We start from the raw sequence: 20,403 nt of genomic DNA on the forward strand, positions 1-20,403 counted from the left end.
CGGAACGCGTCATCGACCCTGCTCAGGCCGCATTGACGCGGATGTCGCTGCTGTCGTTGAAGATCCAGTAGTACCAGAGGGAGGCGGTCTCCCTGGTGATGTACCAGAGCTGGGTGCGCCGTTCGATGACGGCGGGTCCCGAGCGCGAGGGCGAGGTCCCCGACTCGATGCCGTGGTCGGAGGCCATCACCTTGGAGCGCAGGCTGTGCCAGGGGTCGGAGACCAGGGTGGCCTCGTCCCAGCCGTTGTCTGCGAAGACGGCGGAGACGGCCCGGACGCTCTGGAGGGTGTCGCTGCCCTCCTCCACGGCGATGATCCGGTCGGCGGGGATGCCGACCTCGACGAGCCAGTTGCGGCCCGCGGCGGCCTCGGTGTAGTTGTCGCCGGGCTGTTTGCCGCCGACGGTGACGATCATGGGGGCCACGCCCTCGAGGTAGAGGACCTGGGCGTGGCGCAGGCGGGCCTCGAAGACGGGTGAGGGGACGCCGTTGTACTGGCTGGCGCCGAGGACGACGATGGCGTCGGTGGCGGCGCGGTCGTCCTGGCGGGCGGTGTACCAGACCCAGCCCCAGGTGGCGGGGGGCAGGGCCAGGGCGGTGAGCAGGAGCGCGGTGACGATCCAGCGCAGGCGCAGGCGGCGCCTCCTCCGGGGGCGCGGGGCGGTGCCCGGGCGGCGCCCCCGGCGCGGGGGCCGTGCCGTGGCGGGCGGTTCGGGCGGCCCGGCGTCGCGGGCGGGCGGCGGGGTGTCCGGGCGGAGGGCGCCGCGGCCCCCGGGCCGGTCGCGGACGAAGCGCCGGGTGAAGCCCCGGGGTCCGTCGGGCGCGTCGGCCCCGGCGGGGTCCGCGGGGTCAGGCGCGTCGTCCGCGGCCGGGACGCCGCGGGTGAACTCGCGGGTGGTGGAGGACTGCGGGGCCCGGGAGAACTCCCGGGTGTCCGAGACGTCCGCCGCGGGGGCGGACCCGCGGGCGGCGAAGGGGTCGGGGCCGGTCCCGCGGGAGAACACGGCGGTGGCGTCGGCGTCGCCCGGCACGTCCGGGTTGTTGGGGCCGGACACGGCGACGGGCTCGTCCAGGGGGGCGGCCGGTCCGGCCGCCGGGGCGGAGGGTCCCGTCACGGAGGCGGGCAGGTCGGCCCGGGACATGACCCGGGTCGCATCGTCATCGGGCGCGGCGGAGGACGGGGCGGGTTCCTCCCACGTCTCGTCACCGCGTCCGTCGTTCGCCGTTCGCACCGGCGTACCTCCGCACTCGTTCTTCTGGCCGGGGTCGATCACCCTTCTGGGACGGCTCGCGGGCACCGCCGGTTCTCGGCGGAGGGGTCCCGGGCAGCCCGGACGGGGGCGTGGAGGGAAGGGTGAGGAGATCACACCGGCGATCAAGAATGTATCACGAAAGGGTCACGGAAGCTCTTCGTGGCTGTATCCGCCCCGGGGACACGAGTTTAGGGGCACGGAGCCCGGCGGCGTGCCGGGGGTGCCGCCGCCCGCCCCCGCGGGCGGCGGCGACACGGGAGGTCAGCCCGCCTGGTGTCCGGCGGCGCGCCCGGCCTCCAGGCGCGCGACCGGGACGCGGAACGGCGAGCAGGACACGTAGTCCAGGCCGACCCTGTGGAAGAAGTGCACCGACGCGGGGTCGCCGCCGTGCTCGCCGCACACGCCCAGCTTGATGCCGGGGCGGGCGGCCCGCCCCTCCTCTACAGCGATGCGGACCAGGCGGCCCACCCCGTCCACGTCCAGGGACTCGAAGGGCGAAACGCCGAACACGCCCTTCTCCAGGTAGGCGGAGAAGAACGACGCCTCCACGTCGTCGCGCGAGAAACCCCACACCGTCTGGGTGAGGTCGTTGGTGCCGAAGGAGAAGAACTCGGCGTGCTCGGCGATCTGCCCGGCGGTCAGGGCGGCGCGGGGCAGCTCGATCATGGTGCCGACCGGGAAGTCCAGCTCCAGGCCGTTCTCCTCGCCGACCTCGCGCAGCACCCGCAGCGCGTCGTCGCGGATGATCTCCAGCTCCTGGACCGTGCCCACCAGCGGGATCATGATCTCCGGCCGGGGGCGCCCGCCCGCGCGGACGCGGTCGACGGCGGCCTGGGCGATGGCCCGCACCTGCATGGTGAACAGGCCGGGGACGACCAGGCCCAGGCGCACGCCGCGCAGGCCCAGCATCGGGTTCTGCTCGTGCAGCCTGTGCACGGCCTGGAGCACCCGCAGGTCGTTCTCGTGGCTCTCGCCGCGGGCCTCGGCCACGGCCACGCGCACCGACAGCTCGGTGATGTCGGGCAGGAACTCGTGCAGCGGCGGGTCGAGCAGGCGCACGGTGACGGGCAGGCCGTCCATGGCCTCCAGGATGCCGTTGAAGTCGGCGCGCTGGAGCGGCAGCAGGGCCGCCAGGGCCTCGGTCTGCTCGTCCTCGGTGTCGGCCAGGATGAGCCGCTCCACCAGCTGGCGGCGGTCGCCCAGGAACATGTGCTCGGTGCGGCACAGGCCGATGCCCTGGGCGCCCATGCGCCGGGCGCGGGCGGCGTCCTCGGCGGTGTCGGCGTTGGCGCGCACCCGCATGCGGCGGGCGGCGTCCACGTAGTGCATGAGCCGGTCCACGGCGCGCACCAGGTCGTCGGCCTCGTCGGAGGCGGGGTCGATCTCGCCCTCGAAGTAGCGGACCACCGGGGAGTCCACGACGGGCACCTCCCCCAGGAACACCTTGCCGCTGGTGCCGTCGATGGAGATGACGTCGCCCTCCTCGATCACCTCGCCGCCCGGCGCGGTCAGCCGCCGGTTCTTGGTGTCGATGTCGAGTTCCTCGGCGCCGCAGACGCAGGTCTTGCCCATGCCGCGGGCGACCACGGCGGCGTGCGAGGTCTTGCCGCCCCGGCTGGTGAGGATGCCCTCGGCGGCGATCATGCCCTCGAGGTCGTCGGGGTTGGTCTCGCGCCGGCACAGGATGACCTTCTCGCCGCTGCGGGACCACTTGACCGCGGTGTAGGAGTCGAACACGGCCTTGCCGACGGCCGCGCCCGGGGAGGCGTTCATGCCGCGGCCCAGCAGGTGGGCGCCGCCCGCGGCGACGGCGGCCTCGTCGAAGCGGGGGAACATCAGCTGGGCGAGCTGGTCGCCGGTGACCCGCTGGACGGCCTCGTCCAGGGTGATCATGCCCTGGTCCACGAGCTGGTCGGCGATGCGGAACGCGGCGGCGGCGGTGCGCTTGCCCACGCGGGTCTGGAGCATCCACAGCCTCCCGCGCTCGATCGTGAACTCGATGTCGCACAGGTCGCGGTAGTGGTTCTCCAGGGTCTCCATGATCCCCAGGAGCTGCTCGTAGCTGCGGGGGTCGATGCCCTCCAGGTCGGCGAGGGGCACGGTGTTGCGGATGCCGGCGACGACGTCCTCGCCCTGGGCGTTCTGGAGGTAGTCGCCGTAGACGCCCTGCTGGCCGGAGGCGGGGTCGCGGGTGAAGGCCACGCCGGTGCCGGAGTCCATGCCGAGGTTGCCGAAGACCATGGAGCAGACGTTGACCGCGGTGCCCAGGTCGGCGGGGATGCGCTCCTGGCGGCGGTAGAGGACGGCGCGGGGGGCGTTCCAGGAGTCGAAGACCGCCCGGACGGCGAGGATCATCTGCTCGCGGGGGTCGGTGGGGAAGGGGCTGCCGGTCTGCTCGTGGACGATGGCCTTGAAGCGGTCCACGAGGGCGCGGAAGTCGGCGGCATCCAGGTCGAGGTCGTCGGTGACGCCCTTGGCGGCCTTGGCCTCGTCGATGGCGTCCTCGAACAGCTCGCCGTCGATGCCCTGGACGGTCTTGCCGAACATCTGGACGAGGCGGCGGTAGGAGTCCCAGGCGAAGCGCTCGTCGCCGCCCTGGCGGGCCAGGCCGGCGACGGACTCGTCGTTGAGGCCGATGTTGAGGACGGTCTCCATCATGCCGGGCATGGAGAATCTGGCGCCCGACCGCACGCTGACCAGGAGCGGGTCGTCGGCCTGGCCGAGGCGGCGGCCCATGGCCTTCTCCAGCTCCTGGAGGTTCTCCTCCACCTCGGCCTCCAGGCCCGCGGGGAAGCCGCCGTTGGAGAGGTAGTGGCGGCAGGCCTCGGTGGTGATGGTGAAGCCCGGAGGGACGGGAAGGCCGAGGTTGGTCATCTCGGCGAGGTTGGCGCCCTTGCCGCCGAGGAGGTCCTTGAGGTCCTTGTTGCCCTCGGTGAACTTGTAGACGTACTTGGCCACGGGGGTTCTCCCTCGTTCGCTCGGCGACACCCCTGCGGGGTCGACCCTGGTGCCCGGATGGGCGCGACTCTATCCACTCCCTGCACGGCCACCCCTTCATGAACCACCTTTTTATTGCATTTTCCCAGCTCATGGGCTTTAAAAAGGTCTAGACCAATGGTCCAGGAAGGGTGCACGTACCCCTTGACCTCGAAAGACACACGGGAGAGGGCAAGGGTCGGGGACGCCGCTGGTCACGGCGCCCGGAACGCACCCTAGCGGGTCCGGGGGGATCGGAACAGCGGCGGCCGGCCCGAATCGACCACTCCGCGCCCGCGACCCCCGCGGAGGCGGCACTGTGCCGCTCGACACACCCCTACCTTCAAGTAACCTACGGTTCCGTAAGTTAGGCTTCGAACAGGGCCCGACACCGTGCCGGGCCCGGGGATTACGGGGAGTGGAACGTGTCCAGGGACAAGGCGCGGGGAACCGGATACGCGCGGTCGCGGCAGCAGGAGGGCAGCCTCCCCGAACGGGCCGCCGCCGCGGCCGAGGGGTTCGTGGAGGCGGTCAAACCCCGCCTGCGCGGCTGGCTGCACCTGGGCACCGCCCCGCTGGCCCTGGCCGCGGGCATCGTCCTGGTGGCCCTCTCCCCCACCGCGCCCGCCATCGCGGCCAGCGCGGTCTACGCGCTCAGCTCGGTCCTGCTCTTCGGCACCTCCGCGATCTACCACGTGGGGCGCTGGTCGCCGCGGGCGCAGAAGGTCCTGCGCCGCATGGACCACTCGAACATCTACCTCATCATCGCGGGCACCTACACGCCGTTCATCGTGCTGGTGCTGGAGGGGGCCCTGCGCACGGCGATGCTCGCCCTGGTCTGGGGCGGGGCGATCGCGGGGGTCGGGTTCAAACTGCTGTGGCTGAACTCCCCGCGCTGGCTGTCCACCGCGCTGTACCTGGCCATCGGCTGGGTGGCGGTGCTGTTCATCCCCGAGCTGGTCGCGGGGACCCACCCGGCGACGTGGATCCTCATTCTGGTCGGCGGGGTGCTCTACAGCGTCGGCGCGGTGGTCTACGGCATGAAGTGGCCCGACCCGGCGCCCCGGTGGTTCGGCTTCCACGAGATCTTCCACTCGCTGACCATCGCCGCGTTCGTCTGCCACTACATCGCGGTCTCGTTCGTGGTCTACACCGCCGGCTGAGCGGCGACCGGGCCCGAAGGCCCGGCCGCCCCGGTCAGGCGAAGCCGAACACCGGCGGGAACACCAGCACGACCACCGCGGCCCACGCCGCGTAGACCGGCAGGTAGGCCGTCTGCCACCGCTCCACCGCCGCGAACGGCCGGCGGCCGCGGACGAAGCCCGCGAGCAGCCACGCCGACCACACCAGGTGGACCAGCAGCACCAGGTTGAGCCCCAGGGCCGCGGTCTTGTTGGCGGTGAACCCGAACTCGGCGATCCGGGTCAGCATCGCCGTCAGCGCCACCGCGTTGACGGCGAGCGCCGCCCCGACCAGCGCCAGCTGGAGCCAGTCGAAGACCCCGGGCGGGGCCAGCGGGTCGCGGGCCGAGACCGAGTACAGCAGCAGGAACAGGACCAGCACCAGGATCGCGTCCATCAGGATGAGCAGCTCGCGGTCCACCGTGGTCAGCGGCCCGTTCACCAGCAGCACCACCAGGTCGGCCAGCAGCATCACGAGCGCCAGCGGGGTGAAGACCCGGGTCAGGACCGGCGCGATGTTCTCCACCACGCCCTTCTTGGCCTCCACCAGCCAGGCGGCCACCAGCAGCGCGCCGGGCCCGCCGAACGGCAGCAGCCAGTCCTCCATGAACGGTTCGAGGTCCACGCCGGCCAGGGAGAGCACGCCGGCGGTCAGCCCGAGCAGGACCATGGACCCCAGCATGATCAGCGCCAGGTACATCGCCAGCTCGCCGGTGAACCGCACGAAGTCCATCCGCCGGTCGTGGGAGCGCCACTCCCCGCCGGTGTGCAGGACGCCCGCGAGCAGCCACAGCAGGACCGGGGCGTGCGTGAACGCGAGCACACCGGTCATCCCGGGCGCGGGGTACGGCCCGCCCGTGGTCTCGAAGGGGTACAGGTCGACCGCCAGCAGCGGCACCGCCGCGACGGCCGCCGTCACCGCGCACACGCGCCAGGGGACGCGCCGCTTCCACGCGAACCACCCGGCCAGGAACGGCAGGACCACGAAGGCCAGGTTGCGGACCAGGACGAACTCGTCGTCGACCAGGGTGGCCAGCAGCTTGACCGCCAGCCCGGCGCCGAGCGCGAACGCGATCATCACCGCGAGCTCGCGCCAGCGCGCCAGCCCGCCCGCGCCGTCGTCGGCCTCGGGGACCAGGACGAGCTGCTTCCAGAGGCGTTCGGAGTGCTCCCGCGCGAACTCCCGCGACACCTCGTCCAGGTTGCCCATGCGCTTGACCGCCACGAGGAAGGCCTCCTCGGCGTCCAGGCCGTTCGCCTCCAGGTCGGCGATCCGCTCGCGCAGGTGGTCCTCCATCTCCTCCACGTCCGCGGCGGAGATGGCCTTGCGGCGGCGGACGAAACCGCGCCACTGGTCGATCTGCTCCTCCACGCCGCCCGTCATGCGATCCCTCCCGCCGGTGCCGCGCCGCCCGGGAGCGGGTGGTGTGCGGCGGCCTCCCAGACCTGCTTGAGCGTGTCCGCGACGACGCTCCACTGCGCGCGCCGCTCGGCCAGCGCCGCCAGCCCCTCCTCCGTGATGGCGTAGTGCTTGCGGCGGCGCCCCGCCTCGGACGTGCCCCAGGACGCCCGGACGTGGCCGTTGCGCTCCAGCCGGTGGAGCAGGGGGTAGAGCATCCCGTCCGTCCACTGCATGCGCCCGCCGGAGAGCTCGTTGACGCGTTTGACGATCGCGTAGCCGTAGGACTCGCCCTCGGCCAGGATGCCCAGGACGAGCGGCGTGGCCGAGGCCGCGACGAGGTCCTTGTCGATGTGCATGCGCCTTCCTCATACCTAGTTCTGCTAGGGATGGTAACCCTAGCAGACCTAGGCATAGAAGAACTAGGTATCCGGTGCGCACCGGTCCGTCGTCACGATTCGCTTACGCGGTAGGGCAAACCACGACAAACAACCCTTTGTCTCCCGGGCCCGACCGCTAGGTTGGGCACAGGGTCCCCTCGGCCGTGTGCGGCCGGGGCCCACAGAGGCGGCCGGAGACCATCCCCCCGGGTCCGGCCGTCTCGCCCACAACGACGGCGCCGCCCGTGCCCCCTCGGGGCGCGGGCGGCGTTGTGGCGTGCACGCGGGGCGCCGGCCGTTCCGGCGCGGCACCGCCGGGAACGGCGGTCGCCCGCCCCCGCCCTCGGCGGGCGGTGGCGGGCGACGGGGCCGTGGTCCGGCGGGGCGCCGGTCAGCAGCCGGGCAGGCGCTCGAACAGGTAGGTCTCCACCCGGTCCAGCGACACCCGCTCCTGGGACATGGTGTCGCGCTCGCGCACGGTCACCGCCTCGTCCTCCAGGGTGTCGAAGTCGACCGTGACGCAGAACGGCGTGCCGATCTCGTCCTGGCGGCGGTAGCGGCGGCCGATCGCGCCGGCGTCGTCGAACTCCACGTTCCAGCGGCGGCGCAGCCGCGCGGCCAGGTCGCGGGCCTTGGGCGACAGGTCGGCGTTGCGCGACAGCGGCAGCACCGCGGCCTTGACCGGGGCCAGGCGCGGGTCCAGGCGCATGACGGCGCGCTTCTCCAGCTTGCCCTTGGCGTTGGGCGCCTCGTCGACGTTGTAGGCGTCGAGCATGAACGTCAGGACCGCGCGGTCGACACCGGCCGCGGGCTCGATGACGAACGGGGTGTAGCGCTCGTTGTTCTCCTGGTCGAAGTACGACAGGTCCACACCGGAGGCCTCGGAGTGCGTCTTGAGGTCGTAGTCGGTGCGGTTGGCGATGCCCTCCAGCTCACCCCACTCGCTGCCGATGAAGTTGAACCGGTACTCGATGTCCACGGTGCGCTTGGAGTAGTGGGACAGCTTCTCCTGCGGGTGCTCGTACAGGCGCAGGTTGTCCTTGGCGATGCCCAGGTCGACGTACCACTGCAGGCGGGTGTCGATCCAGTACTGGTGCCATTCCTCGTCCGAGCCCGGCTTGCAGAAGAACTCCATCTCCATCTGCTCGAACTCGCGGGTGCGGAAGATGAAGTTGCCGGGGGTGATCTCGTTGCGGAACGACTTGCCGATCTGGCCGATGCCGAAGGGGACCTTGCGGCGGGCGCTCTGCTCGACGTTCTTGTAGTTGATGAAGATGCCCTGGGCGGTCTCCGGGCGCAGGTAGGCCAGGCCCTTCTCGTCCTGGACCGGGCCCAGGTAGGTGCGCAGCAGGCCGTTGAACATGCGCGGCTCGGTGAAGGAGTTCTTGGCGCCGCAGTTGGGGCAGGACAGCGCGGACAGGCCGCCCTCCGGCTCGTGGCCGTGCTTCTCCTCGTAGGCCTCGATGAGGTGGTCGGCGCGGAAGCGCTTGTGGCAGGACTGGCACTCGGTGAGCGGGTCGACGAACTCGCGCACGTGGCCGGAGGCCTCCCAGACCTCGCGGGCGAGGATGACGCTGGAGTCCAGGCCGACGATGTCGTCGCGCTCCTGGACCATCGTGCGCCACCACTGGCGCTTGACGTTGTTCTTCAGCTCCACACCCAGCGGGCCGTAGTCCCAGGCGGCGCGCAGGCCACCGTAGATCTCGCTGGAGGGGTACACCAGACCCCGTCGCTTGGCGAGGTTGACCAGTGCGTCCATTGCCTCTGACTTTGCGGCCATGGGGTGACTCTCCATCCGGCTGGCGGTCGGTGGATCGCAGTGCGCGATACATCGGTGTGTACTGGGAAAGGGGTCGCCCACCGGTACCGGGAGTGGCCACGGTGAGTGCCCGTCCACCCAGGCTAGAGCACCGGCCGGGCCCGCGCGCACGGATTGTTCGGTCAGGAAGCGGGAGGAGTCGGGCTTTCCGCGTCCATGATCTCGAAGGCGGTCGGCTCGTCCAGAGCCCGCGACAGCAGCGGCACGGCGTGGACCTTGACGTCGAAGTCCGAGAGCGCCCGCCGGTAGAAACCCGCCCCGTCCCACTCCGTGACCACCGTCCACAGCGTGGGCTCGTCGGCGGCCCGTCCCAGCCGGTGCCCCCGGTACCCGGGGCGGCGGGAGAGCACTTCGACCGCCCGGGCGGCGTCGGCGCGGAAGGCCTCGACATCGGCCTCGGACACGGAGTAGCGGGTGATGACGATCACGCCCCCATTCTGGCGCACCGCGGGCCCGTCCCCGTACGGGGGCGGGCCCGGGAGCGGAGGGCGGCCCGGGGCGGCGGGCCGGTGCCCGCCGCCCCGGCCGGCGTCAGTCGGCGCCGAAGACCCGGTCGACCACGCGGCGGGCCGCGCCGCCGTCGTCGAGCGGGCAGAACCGCTCCACGAACGCCCGGTAGGCCCGGGCGCTGTCGCGCGCCACGTCGTCGATCCCGCGCAGGGCCTCGATGACCTGGTCGGATTCCATCAGCAGCGGCCCCGGCGCGGTCTCCTCGAAGTCGAAGTAGAACCCGCGCAGGTTGTCCCGGTACCCCTCCAGGTCATAGGTGAAGAAGAGCATCGGGCGCCCCGTGTTGGCGAAGTCGAACATCATCGACGAGTAGTCGGTGATGAGCACGTCCGTCACCAGGAACAGCTCCATGATCTCGGGGTACAGCGACACGTCGTGGACGAAGTCGCGCCCGACGATCGGCACGCTGTCCACCACGCGCGGGTGGCGGCGCACCAGCAGCACGTGGTCCTTGCCCAGCTCGTCGTACAGCCGCTGGAGGTCCAGGTGCAGGTCCAGCTTGTGCTTGCCGCGGGTGTAGTACTTGTCGTCGCGCCAGGTCGGCGCGTACAGCACCACCTTCTTGTCCTCGGGCAGCCCGAGCCGGGCGCGGGTGCGCTCCGCGATCGCGTCCCGTTCGGGCGAGAAGAAGACGTCGTTGCGCGGGTACCCGGTCTCCAGGATCTCGCCCTCGAACCGGAAGGCGCTGCGCAGGATGGGCGTCGCCCACGGGCTCGGGGACACCAGGTAGTCCCACTGCCGCGTCTCCCAGGCCAGCTTGTCGAAGTAGTCCCGGGACTTGCCGCGGATGTTCTCCACGTCGAAGCCGATGCGCTTGAGCATCGACCCGTGCCAGGTCTGCACGACCGTCTGGTCCGGGTGGCGGTGGAACCACGCCGGCTGCCGGGAGTTGGTGACCAGGTACCGGCTGCGCGCCAGCCCCTCGTAGTACTCGCGGCCGCGGTGGCGGACCCGGGTGAGGTCCTCGGGCAGGTTCACCTGCCCGTCGGCGACCAGCCACGACATGGGGTAGTCGGCCCAGCGCTCGCGGCGGCGCAGCTCGGCGTAGACGCTCTGCGGGCTGTCGGAGTACTGGCGGCCGGTGTAGGTGTCGAAGAGGACGCCGTCCACGACCGGTTCCAGCCGCTGCGCCGGGTAGAAGGTCTCGCGCAGCTCGCGCTGGGCGAAGGTGCCCTGCTCGGCGGGGCGCAGGTCGCCGCCGACCTGGAGGACCGGGATGCCCCGGCCCTGGTAGGAGAGGGTGTAGCCGCGCTCCGCGGTCTGCATCTCCAGCGGCAGCGAGGCGAGCAGGTCCTCGGCGAACTCCACGCCCACGTCCGCGTGGCGCTCCCCCGACTCCGGCGTGTCCACCCGTCCCCACAGCTGGTAACCGCCCGCGGGCAGCGACAGGGTCCCGGACAGCGTGGGGACGTCGGCCGGGGAGAACCGGGCGGTGAACCGTTCCCCGGAGCGCTCCACCTCCAGCGCGTGCTCCTCGTCGCGCCCGCGCGCCTTGGCGACCAGGCTCAGCTCGGCGGCGGCCCGGAAGACCCCGGACAGCACCAGGGTCCGCCCCTCCCAGCGGGCCTCCTCCACCGAGGGCCGGGCGTGGCCCGCGCGCAGCCGCAGGTGGCCGACGGCCGAGCGCAGCACGGACAGTTCGCGGCGGCCGTCGCCGTCGGCGTAGGCGGCCGGCGCGACCTCCTCCGGCACGACCAGGGACACCACCTGCTTCTCGCGGGTGACCAGGTGGGCGTCCCAGGTCTCCTGGCGGATGACGCCGCCGCACTCGTCGACGGCCCGGTCGTACAGGTCGCCGGCGGCGATCCTGGCTTCGAACCGGCCGCCCTCGGACTCCAGCGGCACGCTGACCGTGGCGGTGCCGGGCCGCCGGGTCAGTCTCAGCTCGACGGCCTCGGCCGCGGGTGCGGCGACGGGTTCGCCGCGCAGCTCCAGCACCCCGGCGCGCTCGTCGAACCGGTGCCCGGTGATCCTGGCCAGGCAGGGCTCCACACTGATGACCAGCTGCTGGTCGCGGCTCCAGTGCGGGCGGACCCACACCTCCTCGTCGACCCGCTGGTAGGCGGGCCGCCTGGCGGGGCCGGGCACCGGGTTGGAGACGGTCCGGCGCCGGGTGATGCCCCGGTTGAGGACGACCAGTTCGATCTTCCAGTCGGAGGCGTCCCAGCGGCCGGAGTCGCGCAGTCGGCGCGGGTCGACGATGACGGTGAAGCCGCCGTAGTCGTGCCGGGCGGCGTCGAGCACGTCGGGCAGCCGGTACTCGGCGGCGCGGCGGATGCGGACCGGCAGGCGGACCCGGCGGCGGTCGTCGGAGCGCACCGCGTAGGCGGTGACGTGCTGGTGCCAGCGGCGGTGGGCGCGCAGGTGGCGGATGCCCAGCCGGCCGCGGATGTGCAGCCGCCCGTCCTCCCAGGCGATCTCCTCGGTCTTCTGGCGGACCTTGATGTCGTCGTCGACGCGGTAGATCTCGCGGGGGACGGCCTTGGCCGGGTCCTCGGACTCGAAGAAGGGGTAGCGGATGTAGTAGCCGAACCCGCGCCGGACCAGCGTGGCCTTCTTGATCTCGACGCTCTTGGCGAAGGTGGCGACCTCCAGCACGTCCTCGACCCGGTGCTTGCGGACCAGGTGGTACAGCAGGCGGTCCAGGACGCCGAGGCCGTCGAGCAGGCGGGCGGGCACGTGGTCGAGGTAGGTGTTGACCAGCGCGACGGCGGTGGCGCGGGTCTCCTCGTCGGCGTCGTCGAGCCGCATCAGCAGGCGGTGCAGCTCGCCGTGCAGGAGCGTGCGGTCCCACAGGTCGCGGTCGTGGGTGGCCAGTCCCTCGGCGAGCCGGGTCATGGCGCCCAGTCTGCGGGTGAGGGTCTCCTCGTCCAGGGGGAGCGCCTCCCGCTCGCTGCGGCGCCTGAGCAGGGCGGGCCCGGGCAGGACGTCCACCGTGCGGGCGGACAGGGCGGCGCGGCGCAGGCCGAGGTCGGCGTCGTCGGGGTGCAGGCCGTGGTCGGTGAGGGAGTTCCAGAAGTCGCGCCGCCACAGCTTGTTGCCCAGGACGCCGTCGGAGGCCAGTCCGGGGATGTTCCGGGGGTCCTCGGCCAGGCGCGGGCGGGCGTAGTGGCGGCGGTGGCGCTTGGAGGGCGCGGCGCCCAGCTCGTCGAACATGTACACGTTGCCGACGACCAGGTCGGATCCGCTGTCCCGGGCGCTGCCCAGCAGGTAGGAGAGGGCGTAGCCGGTGAGGGCGTCGGAGCCCTCCAGGAAGAGCAGGTGCCCGCCGCGGGCGGCCGCGGCCCCGCGGGCGCGGGCCGCGGGGGCGTCCGGCGCGGGGTCGTCTGCCGACAGGACGGCGGTGACCCCGGCGGGGGGCGCGGCGGCGAACGCCGCGGCGACGGCCAGGGCGTCCTGGGCCCGGTCGACGGCCTCGTCCCCCTGCTCGCCCTCCTCGCCGGGGGCCCCGTTGCCGGGGGCGGTGCCGTCCTGTTCGTTCTCGTCGTCCTCCTCGTCCGCGGCGGCGTCGGACACGGCCGTGCCGGGCGCGGAGGCGTCGGGCGCTCCGGTGCGGGGCGCGGCGGTCGCCGGGCGGACGGGGACGAGGACGACCTCGATCCCCGCGTCCGCACCGGACGCGGGCTCTCCCCCTCCCGGGAGGCCGGTCTGGCGGCCCAGGGAGTCGAGGCAGTGCTGGAGATGGGGCTCGGTGACGTCGAACGTCACGATGACTGTCGGTTCGGGCACGGAAGTTGACACCCTCCGAAGGGTTCGCGCATGCGGGACCCGGCAGATGCGGCTCGCGCGTGGACGGTAACGGTGCTGGGAGCTTTTCGTGGTTCTCTTTTCACCCTGAGTGAGAGGTCCCTCGACGGAGGTGTCCTCTCCGGGGGATGGAGAGGCCGCGCGGGGCCGGTCGGGTTCGACGTCGGCGGCGGGCCGGAGCCCTGCACTAGGGTTTCGGTACAAGTATCACAGGAGTGGGAATCGGGCGCTCCGGACGGGTATCGGTCGTGTGACGACCCGGCCCGATGCCTCCCGAGACCGAACGGACCCCCATGGCACCTCCCGAACACGGCGACGACAAGCGAACGGACGACGGGGGCGCCCCCCTGCCCTCCGGGGACTCCCTGTACACCCCGGGCGCGGGGCCGGTGCGCCGGGCGGTGGAGCGGCGCAGCGCGGTGCCCCTGGTGTGGCTGCACCGGGCGCCGCGGTGGCTGTCGCCGGTGCTGCTGGGGGCGCTGTTCGTGGCGGGGCTGCTGGCCCCGGGGCTGGCGGGCGGGCTGTGCCTGCTGCCGGTGGCGCTGTTCCTGGCCTGGCTCGCGTACCTGACCTGGCCCTCCCTGGACTCCCGGCAGCGGGCCCCGCGGGTGCTGATCGTGGTGGTGATCGCGGTGCTGGCGGTGGCCCGGTTCCTGGGGTTCTGAAGTGTTATCGCCCTGAGTCCGGGTATTTTGACAATCATTTTCGTTTTCGTGATAATGGGGTTCGTGTACGCCCAGATCAGGGACGAGTCGGTCCCGCCCGCCTTCCAGGCCATCGACGCCCGCGTCTCCTACGACGGGGTCCCCGTCCTGGACGGGGTGAGCACGGCGATACGGGCGGGCGAGACCGTGGCCGTCCTGGGCCCCAACGGGTCGGGCAAGTCCACCCTCATGCGCGCGATGCTCGGCATCGTGCCGCTCTCCTCCGGCGAGATCCGCGTCCACGGCGCACCGCTGTCCCGGTTCCGGGACTGGCGCCGGATCGGGTACGTGCCCCAGCGGCTCACCGCGGGCGGCGCCGTGCCCGCCACGGTGCGCGAGATCGTCGCCTCCGGGCAGGTCGCCGCGCGCCGCCGGCTGTCGCTGCCCACGCGCGCCGACCGGGCCGCGGTCGACGAGGCCCTGGCCGCCGTCGGCCTGACCGACCTGGCCCGCGCCTCGGTGCGCGAGCTGTCGGGGGGCCAGCAGCAGCGCGTGCTCATCGCCCGCGCCCTGGCCGGGCGCCCCGACACCTTCGTCATGGACGAGCCGATGGCCGGGGTGGACCACGAGAACCAGCGCGCGCTCGCCCGCACCATCACCCGCCTGCGCGACCAGGGCTCCACGGTCGTCCTGGTCCTGCACGAGCTGGGGCCGCTGGAGGACGTCATCGGACGCTCCGTGGTACTGGAGTCGGGCCGGATCGTGCACGACGGCGCCCCGCCCGCGCCGACCGGCGAGTGCGCCCGTCCCGGCCACGAGCACCAGCACCCCCACCCCGACCCCAACGACCCCGACCCGCGGGCGGCCGAGCCGTCCTCCCCCGCGGACCTGATGCGACTCGAGGTGCCCGGCCGTGATTGACCTCCTCCAGTACGAGTTCATGCGGCGCGCGCTGATCGCCGCGGTGCTGGTCGGCCTGATCACCCCGGTCATCGGCACCTACCTGGTGCAGCGGCGGCTGGCGCTGCTGGGCGACGGCATCGGGCACGTCGCCCTGACCGGCGTGGCCCTGGGCCTGCTCACCGGCACCTCGCCGCTGCTCACCGCCGCCATCGTGTCGATGATCGGCGCGGTCCTCATCGAGGTGGTGCGGACGCGCACCCGCACCAGCGGGGACGTGGCCCTGGCGCTGCTGTTCTACGGCGGCATCGCGGGCGGCGTGCTCCTCATCGGGCTCACCCCGGGGGCGAGCAACGCCACCCTGACCGGGTTCCTGTTCGGCTCGGTGAGCACCGTGAGCGAGGAGGACCTGTGGGTCGTCGCGGTGCTGGCGCTGGGCGTGGCCGCCGTGGTCGCGGTCTTCGGCCGCGAGCTGTTCGTGCTGTGCCAGGACGAGGAGGTGGCCCGGGCCCACGGGCTCCCGGTGCGCTTCCTGAGCGTGCTGCTGGCCGTCACCGCCGCGTTGACGGTGGTGATCGCGATGCGCGTGGTGGGCCTGCTCATGGTGAGCGCCCTGATGATCGTCCCGGTGGTCGCCGCCCAGCAGCTCACCCGCAGTTTCCGGGTGACGATGTCGCTGGCCGTGGTGATCGGCCTGCTGTCCTCGCTGGGCGGGCTGAGCACCGCGTTCTACGCCGACCTGGCCCCCGGCGCCACGATCGTGCTGCTGGCCCTGGCCGCCTTCGTCGTGGCGGTGGGCGTGGGCGGGGTCCTGCGCCGGGCCTCGGGGCACAGGGCCGCGAGCACCCGGCCACCCGCCGTCACCGCGGAGGCCGGTACGATGCCCGAGAGCGATCCGGGGAGGGTGAGCCGTTGAGTACGACGACACGACGTGAGGCGGTCCGTCGGGCGTTGAACGCGTCCAGCGGTTTCCGCAGCGCCCAGGACCTGTACGCGGACCTGCGCGCCGAGGGTTCCAAGATCGGCCTGACCACCGTCTACCGGGCGCTCCAGGCGCTGAGCGACTCCGGCGAGATCGACGTGCTGCGCACCGACGACGGCGAGGCCGTCTACCGCGCCTGCGGCAGCGAGAGCCACCATCACCACCTGGTGTGCCGGGTGTGCTCGACCGCCGTGGAGGTGGAGGGGCCGGCCGTGGAGCGCTGGGCCGCCGAGATGGGCGAGGCGCACGGGTTCACCGGCGTCACGCACAGCGTGGAGATCTTCGGGACCTGCGCGTCCTGCTCCCGCCGGAGCTGAGGGCGCCCCGCGCCCGTCCGAGAGGCGACCCCATGGACGACCACCCCCTGCTGGGGCCGGAGATCGACGTCCGCTCCCTGTTCCCCGCGGAGCGGGCCGCCCTGCTGTCCCTGCTGCGCTCCCTGGAGCCCGGTCAGTGGAGGGCCGAGGCCGTGCCCGCCTGGAGCGTGCGGGATCTGGCCGCCCACCTGCTGGGCGACGACTACGGACGGCTGGCCGGGCGCCGGGACGGGTACCGGGAGGGCATGGCCCCGGCCCCGGGGGAGACGGTCGCGGAGTTCATCCACCGGGAGAACGCCCGGTGGGTCGACGGGACCCGCCGGATCAGCCCCGCCGCCCTGGTGGACACCCTGGAGCTGACCGGCCGGTGGGTCGCCGACCTGTGGCGCGACGCCGACCCGCACGCCCCCTCGCTGGGCGTGGACTGGGCCGGAGTGGTCCCGGCGCCGACCTGGTTCGACTGCGCCCGCGATTTCACCGAGTACTGGACCCACCGCCAGCAGATCCGGCTGGCCGCGGGACTGGCCGCCGACCTGGCGCCGGAGGCGGCCGGGCCGGTGCTGGACACCTTCCTGCGCGCCCTGCCCCACACTCTGCGCGGGTTCGGGGCCGAACCCGGCACCAGGGCCCGGGTCGTGGTGGAGGGCCCCGCGGGCGGGACGTGGACGGTGGTGCGCACCGGCGGGGGCTGGGCGCACGACCCGTCGCCGCGGGCGCCGGCCGCCGCGACCGTGCGGCTGGACGCCGACACGGCCTGGCGGATGTGCACGAGGATGATCGACCCCGGTGAGGCCGCCGCGCGGGGCGTCCTCACCGGGGACCGGGAACTGGCGGCCGCCTGCTGCCGGATCGTGTCGATCCTGCGCTGAGGGCCGGCGGGCCGGTGCGGGGTCCCCTCCCGGGTCCCTCCCCGGTCAGTGCTCCCGGCGCAGCGGCTCCAGGCCCGGGCGCTTGGCGGTGACGTTGTCCCCGGAGGAGCGGCCGGTCAGGCGGCGGTGGATCCACGGCATCAGGAACTCGCGCGCCCAGTGCAGGTCCTCCTGGCGGGCGGCCCGCCAGTCGCGGGGCTCGGCGGGCGGCCAGGGCTCCTTCCAGTCGCCCTCGACGGGCACGCCCAGGACCTCGCACACGCGCAGGGCCAGGCGGCGGTGGCCCTCCGAGGAGAGGTGGAGGCGGTCCCAGTTCCAGGCCCGGGGGTCGTCGAGGATCCGCATGCTCCACACGTCGACCACGTCGCAGCCGTAGCGGTCGGCGATGGCGCGCATGTGCATGTTGTAGGTGGCGATCTTGCCGCGCATGTGGCGCATGACCGGCTGCCAGTTGGTGTCGAAGCCGGTGAAGACCACGATGCGCGCGCCGGTGCGGGAGAGCTCGGCGACGGCCTCGGCGAAGACCACGGCCACCGCGTCGGGGTCCGAGCCGGGGCGGATGATGTCGTTGCCGCCGGCGCAGAGGGTGATGAGGTCGGGGGAGAGTTCGACGGCGCGGGGCAGCTGCTCGTCGACGATCTGCCGGATCAGCCGGCCGCGGACCGCGAGGTTGGCGTAGCGGACCTCGCCGACGTGGTCGGCGAGGTGCTCGGCCACCCGGTCCGCCCAGCCGCGGTACCGCCCGTTGGGCACGCTGTCGCTGTCCGGGTAGGGGTCGCTCATGCCCTCGGTGAAGCTGTCCCCGAGGGCGACGTAGGACAGGATGTCCTTCTTGGTGAGGTCGTTCGTCCCAAAGCCGCTCATGGTAGACGATGATGCAACCACGCGCCATGGTTACGCGACAGTAGGTTTCCGGTTTTTCGGGTTTTGAGCGTGACGTCACACCCGCGGATCCCCCATGAGCGGCTTCGGGACCCGGTCAGCGCTCCTTGGTGACGAGCGTCAGCTCCGGGCGCTTGGCGGTGACGGTGTCGCCGGAGGAGCGGCCGGTCAGGCGGCGGCCGATCCACGGGCCCAGCGACTCCCTGACCCAGGTCAGGTCCTCCCTGAGCGCCTCCGCGCGGCCCACCGGCTCCGCCTCGGGCCAGGGCTCGTCCCAGCGCTCGGCGACCGGGACGCCCAGCACCTCGGCCACCCGCAGCGCCAGGCGGCGGTGCCCCTCCGGGGACATGTGCAGCCGGTCGGCGTCCCAGGCGCGGGAGTCGGTCAGCACGCCCATGGACCACTGGTCGACCAGGAGGCAGCCGTGGCGGTCGGCGATCGCGCGCACGTTCATGTAGTAGCGGGCGAACAGGCCGATGGTGCCGCGCATGTAGCCGGTGGCGATGTTCACGCCGGTGAACAGCACCACCTGCGAGCCGTTGGCGCGCAACCGGGCCACGGTGTTGTCCAGGATCCTGGCCATCCGCTCCGGGTCGCCCGCCGGGCGCAGCAGGTCGTTGCCGCCCGCGCACAGGGTGACCAGGTCGGGGGCCATCTCCAGGACCGGGGGCAGCTGGTCGGTGACGATCTGGCGCATCAGCTTGCCGCGCACGGCGAGGTTGGCGTACCGGACCTCCCCCAGGTGGTCGGCCAGGTGCTCGGCCGTCCGGTCCGCCCAGCCGCGGAAGCCCGAGCCGTCCGGGTAGGGGTCGCCGACCCCCTCGGTGAAGCTGTCACCGATCGAGACCAGCGACATCCCCGGGCGCAGCAAAGGCGCGTCCTGCCCCGCCATCCCTCATTCCCCCTCTTCTTCGGGTACGGCCACCGGGTTCGGTTCGGCGCCGCCGTAGCGGCGGTCCCGGCGCGCGTAGATCTCACAGGCCCGCCACAGGTCGCGGCGGTCGAAGTCGGGCCAGAGCGTGTCCAGGAAGACGAACTCGGCGTAGGCGGACTGCCACAGCAGGAAGTTGGACAGCCGCTGCTCGCCCGAGGAGCGGACGAACAGGTCCACCGGCGGGACCTCCGGCGAGTACAGGTGCCGGGAGAGGGTGTCCTCGGTGATCTTGTCCGGGGAGATCTCCCCGGCCGCGGCCTTGCGGGCCAGCGCGCGCACGGCGTCGACGATCTCGGCCTGGCCGCCGTAGTTGACGCAGAACTGGAGGGTGAGCGCGGTGTTGTCGCGGGTCAGCTCCTCGGCGTCGCGCAGCTCCTTGATGACGCTCTTCCAGAGCATGCCCGGGCGGCCGGCCCAGGTGACGCGCACCCCGCGGGCGTGCAGCTCGTCGCGGCGGCGGCGGATGACGTCGCGGTTGAAGCCCATGAGGAAGCGGACCTCCTCCGGGGATCGCTTCCAGTTCTCCGTCGAGAAGGCGTACGCCGACAGGTTGGGGATGCCCAGCTCCAGGGCGCCCTCGATGACGTCGAAGAGGGACGCCTCACCGGCCTTGTGGCCCTCGGTGCGCGGCAGGCCCCGCTGCTTGGCCCAGCGGCCGTTGCCGTCCATGACCACGGCCACGTGCCGGGGCACCAGGTCGGCGGGCAGGCCGGGAGGACGCGCCCCGCTCTCGTGCGGGACGGGTGCGGTGTACCCCCGCCGGTTACCGGTGTCGAAGCTGAACAGACTCAAGAACGCTCCACATGGCGCAGTGATCGGATTCCGTTTTCCAGGTGCCACTGTAGGTACGCCGCGACCAGGCCGCTGCACTCGGTGCGGTGCCGTGGGTCGCTGGCGTCCGCCGCCGCCCAGTCGCCGCCCAGCAGGGACGACATGAGGCGGACGGTCTCGGCCGAGGGGTGCACGCTGCCGTGGGGGCGGCACACCGAGCACACCGTTCCGCCCGCGTGGATCGCGAAGAACCGGTGCTCGCCGCGGTCGCCGCAGCGGGCGCACTCGGACAGGGCCGGGGCGTACCCGGCCACGGCCAGGGAGCGCAGCAGGTAGGCGTCCAGGACCAGCCGGGCGTCGTGCGTGCCCTCGCCCAGGGTACGCAGTGCGCCCAGGAGCAGGAGGAACTGGCGCAGGGCCGGGTCCTTCTCGACGGCGACGACCTTCTCCGCCGTCTCCAGCATCGCGGTGGCGGCGGTGTACCGGGAGTAGTCGGCGACGATCGCCTCACCGTAGGCGCGGACGGTCTCGGCCTGGGTGACGACGTCCAGGGTCCGTCCGGTGTGCAGCTGCAGGTCGACGTGGGTGCAGGGCTCCAGCCGGGCGCCGAACCGCGACCGGGTGCGCCGCACGCCCTTGCCCACCGCCCGCACCAGACCGTGGCGCCTGGTCAGCAGGGTGATGATGCGGTCGGCCTCGCCCAGCTTCTGGTTGCGCAGGACGACGCCCTCGTCACGGTAGAGGCTCACTCCCCCATTGTCGCGGATGCCGGTGACCGTCCTCGCGCCGGGCCGGAGCACATATGCCGGACGCGCACTGCCTTGACCAGGTTGATCACGT

The 20,403-nt window shown here is 72.7% G+C and carries 17 protein-coding genes; 6 read left to right on the top strand and 11 right to left on the bottom strand.

Annotated features, from left to right (window positions below):
- Positions 1-22: 22 nt before the first annotated feature.
- Positions 23-1,231: a YdcF family protein gene (locus ACFVNO_RS17865; protein ID WP_355259887.1), complete on the bottom strand. Its 1,209-nt coding sequence runs from the start codon at positions 1,229-1,231 to the stop codon at positions 23-25.
- Positions 1,232-1,513: 282 nt separating this feature from the next.
- Positions 1,514-4,210, bottom strand: coding sequence for a pyruvate, phosphate dikinase (gene ppdK, locus ACFVNO_RS17870; RefSeq protein ID WP_355259884.1), 2,697 nt, complete (start codon positions 4,208-4,210; stop codon positions 1,514-1,516).
- A gap of 443 nt (positions 4,211-4,653) precedes the next feature.
- On the opposite strand from ppdK, the gene ACFVNO_RS17875 reads away from it, so the two are divergent.
- Positions 4,654-5,391, top strand: a complete 738-nt coding sequence (locus tag ACFVNO_RS17875) for a hemolysin III family protein (protein WP_355259881.1) — start codon at positions 4,654-4,656, stop codon at positions 5,389-5,391.
- Between the two features lie 34 nt (positions 5,392-5,425).
- Here ACFVNO_RS17875 and ACFVNO_RS17880 read toward each other — a convergent pair whose 3' ends face one another.
- The 5 genes from ACFVNO_RS17880 to ACFVNO_RS17900 form a co-directional block, all read right to left on the bottom strand.
- Positions 5,426-6,793 (bottom strand): permease prefix domain 1-containing protein, encoded by a 1,368-nt coding sequence (locus ACFVNO_RS17880; protein WP_355259878.1) that lies wholly within the window; start codon positions 6,791-6,793, stop codon positions 5,426-5,428.
- Entirely contained in the window at positions 6,790-7,167 is a 378-nt protein-coding gene (locus ACFVNO_RS17885; RefSeq protein WP_220562611.1) for a PadR family transcriptional regulator, read from the bottom strand. Before ACFVNO_RS17885 ends, ACFVNO_RS17880 begins: the two co-directional genes overlap by 4 nt.
- A 412-nt stretch (positions 7,168-7,579) precedes the next feature.
- Positions 7,580-8,968, bottom strand: a complete 1,389-nt coding sequence (locus ACFVNO_RS17890; protein WP_220562612.1) for a glycine--tRNA ligase — start codon at positions 8,966-8,968, stop codon at positions 7,580-7,582.
- Between the two features lie 161 nt (positions 8,969-9,129).
- Positions 9,130-9,435: an antibiotic biosynthesis monooxygenase gene (locus ACFVNO_RS17895; RefSeq protein ID WP_220562613.1), complete on the bottom strand. Its 306-nt coding sequence runs from the start codon at positions 9,433-9,435 to the stop codon at positions 9,130-9,132.
- 103 nt (positions 9,436-9,538) lie between these two features.
- Positions 9,539-13,246 carry a CDP-glycerol glycerophosphotransferase family protein gene (locus tag ACFVNO_RS17900; RefSeq protein WP_355259872.1) on the bottom strand — a complete coding sequence of 1,236 codons (3,708 nt, stop codon included), beginning with the start codon at positions 13,244-13,246 and terminating at the stop codon, positions 9,539-9,541.
- Between the two features lie 311 nt (positions 13,247-13,557).
- On the opposite strand from ACFVNO_RS17900, the gene ACFVNO_RS17905 reads away from it, so the two are divergent.
- From ACFVNO_RS17905 to ACFVNO_RS17925, 5 genes are all read left to right on the top strand, one after another.
- On the top strand, positions 13,558-13,929 hold the full coding sequence (locus ACFVNO_RS17905; protein ID WP_355259869.1) for a DUF6703 family protein: 372 nt from the start codon (positions 13,558-13,560) through the stop codon (positions 13,927-13,929).
- Between the two features lie 63 nt (positions 13,930-13,992).
- Positions 13,993-14,829, top strand: a complete 837-nt coding sequence (locus ACFVNO_RS17910) for an ABC transporter ATP-binding protein (protein WP_355259866.1) — start codon at positions 13,993-13,995, stop codon at positions 14,827-14,829.
- Positions 14,822-15,724 carry a metal ABC transporter permease gene (locus ACFVNO_RS17915; RefSeq protein ID WP_355259863.1) on the top strand — a complete coding sequence of 301 codons (903 nt, stop codon included), beginning with the start codon at positions 14,822-14,824 and terminating at the stop codon, positions 15,722-15,724. Before ACFVNO_RS17910 ends, ACFVNO_RS17915 begins: the two co-directional genes overlap by 8 nt.
- The gene (locus ACFVNO_RS17920; protein ID WP_220562617.1) at positions 15,721-16,107 is read left to right on the top strand and encodes a Fur family transcriptional regulator; all 387 of its coding nucleotides are present in this window, start codon (positions 15,721-15,723) and stop codon (positions 16,105-16,107) included. Before ACFVNO_RS17915 ends, ACFVNO_RS17920 begins: the two co-directional genes overlap by 4 nt.
- Before the next feature lie 32 nt (positions 16,108-16,139).
- Complete coding sequence (locus tag ACFVNO_RS17925; RefSeq protein ID WP_378893837.1) at positions 16,140-16,976, top strand: maleylpyruvate isomerase family mycothiol-dependent enzyme; 837 nt, start codon at positions 16,140-16,142, stop codon at positions 16,974-16,976.
- A gap of 45 nt (positions 16,977-17,021) precedes the next feature.
- Here ACFVNO_RS17925 and ACFVNO_RS17930 read toward each other — a convergent pair whose 3' ends face one another.
- From ACFVNO_RS17930 to recO, 4 genes are all read right to left on the bottom strand, one after another.
- The gene (locus ACFVNO_RS17930) at positions 17,022-17,840 is read right to left on the bottom strand and encodes an SGNH/GDSL hydrolase family protein (RefSeq protein ID WP_355259857.1); all 819 of its coding nucleotides are present in this window, start codon (positions 17,838-17,840) and stop codon (positions 17,022-17,024) included.
- A gap of 115 nt (positions 17,841-17,955) precedes the next feature.
- Entirely contained in the window at positions 17,956-18,750 is a 795-nt protein-coding gene (locus ACFVNO_RS17935) for an SGNH/GDSL hydrolase family protein (protein WP_355259854.1), read from the bottom strand.
- A 3-nt stretch (positions 18,751-18,753) separates the two neighbouring features.
- On the bottom strand, positions 18,754-19,584 hold the full coding sequence (locus tag ACFVNO_RS17940; RefSeq protein ID WP_220562620.1) for an isoprenyl transferase: 831 nt from the start codon (positions 19,582-19,584) through the stop codon (positions 18,754-18,756).
- Entirely contained in the window at positions 19,581-20,312 is a 732-nt protein-coding gene (gene recO, locus ACFVNO_RS17945; protein ID WP_378893843.1) for a DNA repair protein RecO, read from the bottom strand. Before recO ends, ACFVNO_RS17940 begins: the two co-directional genes overlap by 4 nt.
- Between the last annotated feature and the right edge of the window lie 91 nt (positions 20,313-20,403).

Origin of the sequence: Nocardiopsis sp. NPDC057823 (assembly GCF_042797335.1) — a bacterium.
GTDB classification, from domain to species: Bacteria; Actinomycetota; Actinomycetes; order Streptosporangiales; family Streptosporangiaceae; genus Nocardiopsis; species Nocardiopsis changdeensis.

Coding starts and splice junctions, on each gene's coding strand:
- ACFVNO_RS17880 (WP_355259878.1), bottom strand. CDS start 6,793: ATGACGGGCGGCGTGGAGGAGCAGATCGACCAGTGGCGCGGTTTCGTC.
- ACFVNO_RS17885 (WP_220562611.1), bottom strand. CDS start 7,167: ATGCACATCGACAAGGACCTCGTCGCGGCCTCGGCCACGCCGCTCGTC.
- ACFVNO_RS17890 (WP_220562612.1), bottom strand. CDS start 8,968: ATGGCCGCAAAGTCAGAGGCAATGGACGCACTGGTCAACCTCGCCAAG.
- ACFVNO_RS17905 (WP_355259869.1), top strand. CDS start 13,558: ATGGCACCTCCCGAACACGGCGACGACAAGCGAACGGACGACGGGGGC.
- ACFVNO_RS17925 (WP_378893837.1), top strand. CDS start 16,140: ATGGACGACCACCCCCTGCTGGGGCCGGAGATCGACGTCCGCTCCCTG.
- ACFVNO_RS17930 (WP_355259857.1), bottom strand. CDS start 17,840: ATGAGCGGCTTTGGGACGAACGACCTCACCAAGAAGGACATCCTGTCC.
- ACFVNO_RS17935 (WP_355259854.1), bottom strand. CDS start 18,750: ATGGCGGGGCAGGACGCGCCTTTGCTGCGCCCGGGGATGTCGCTGGTC.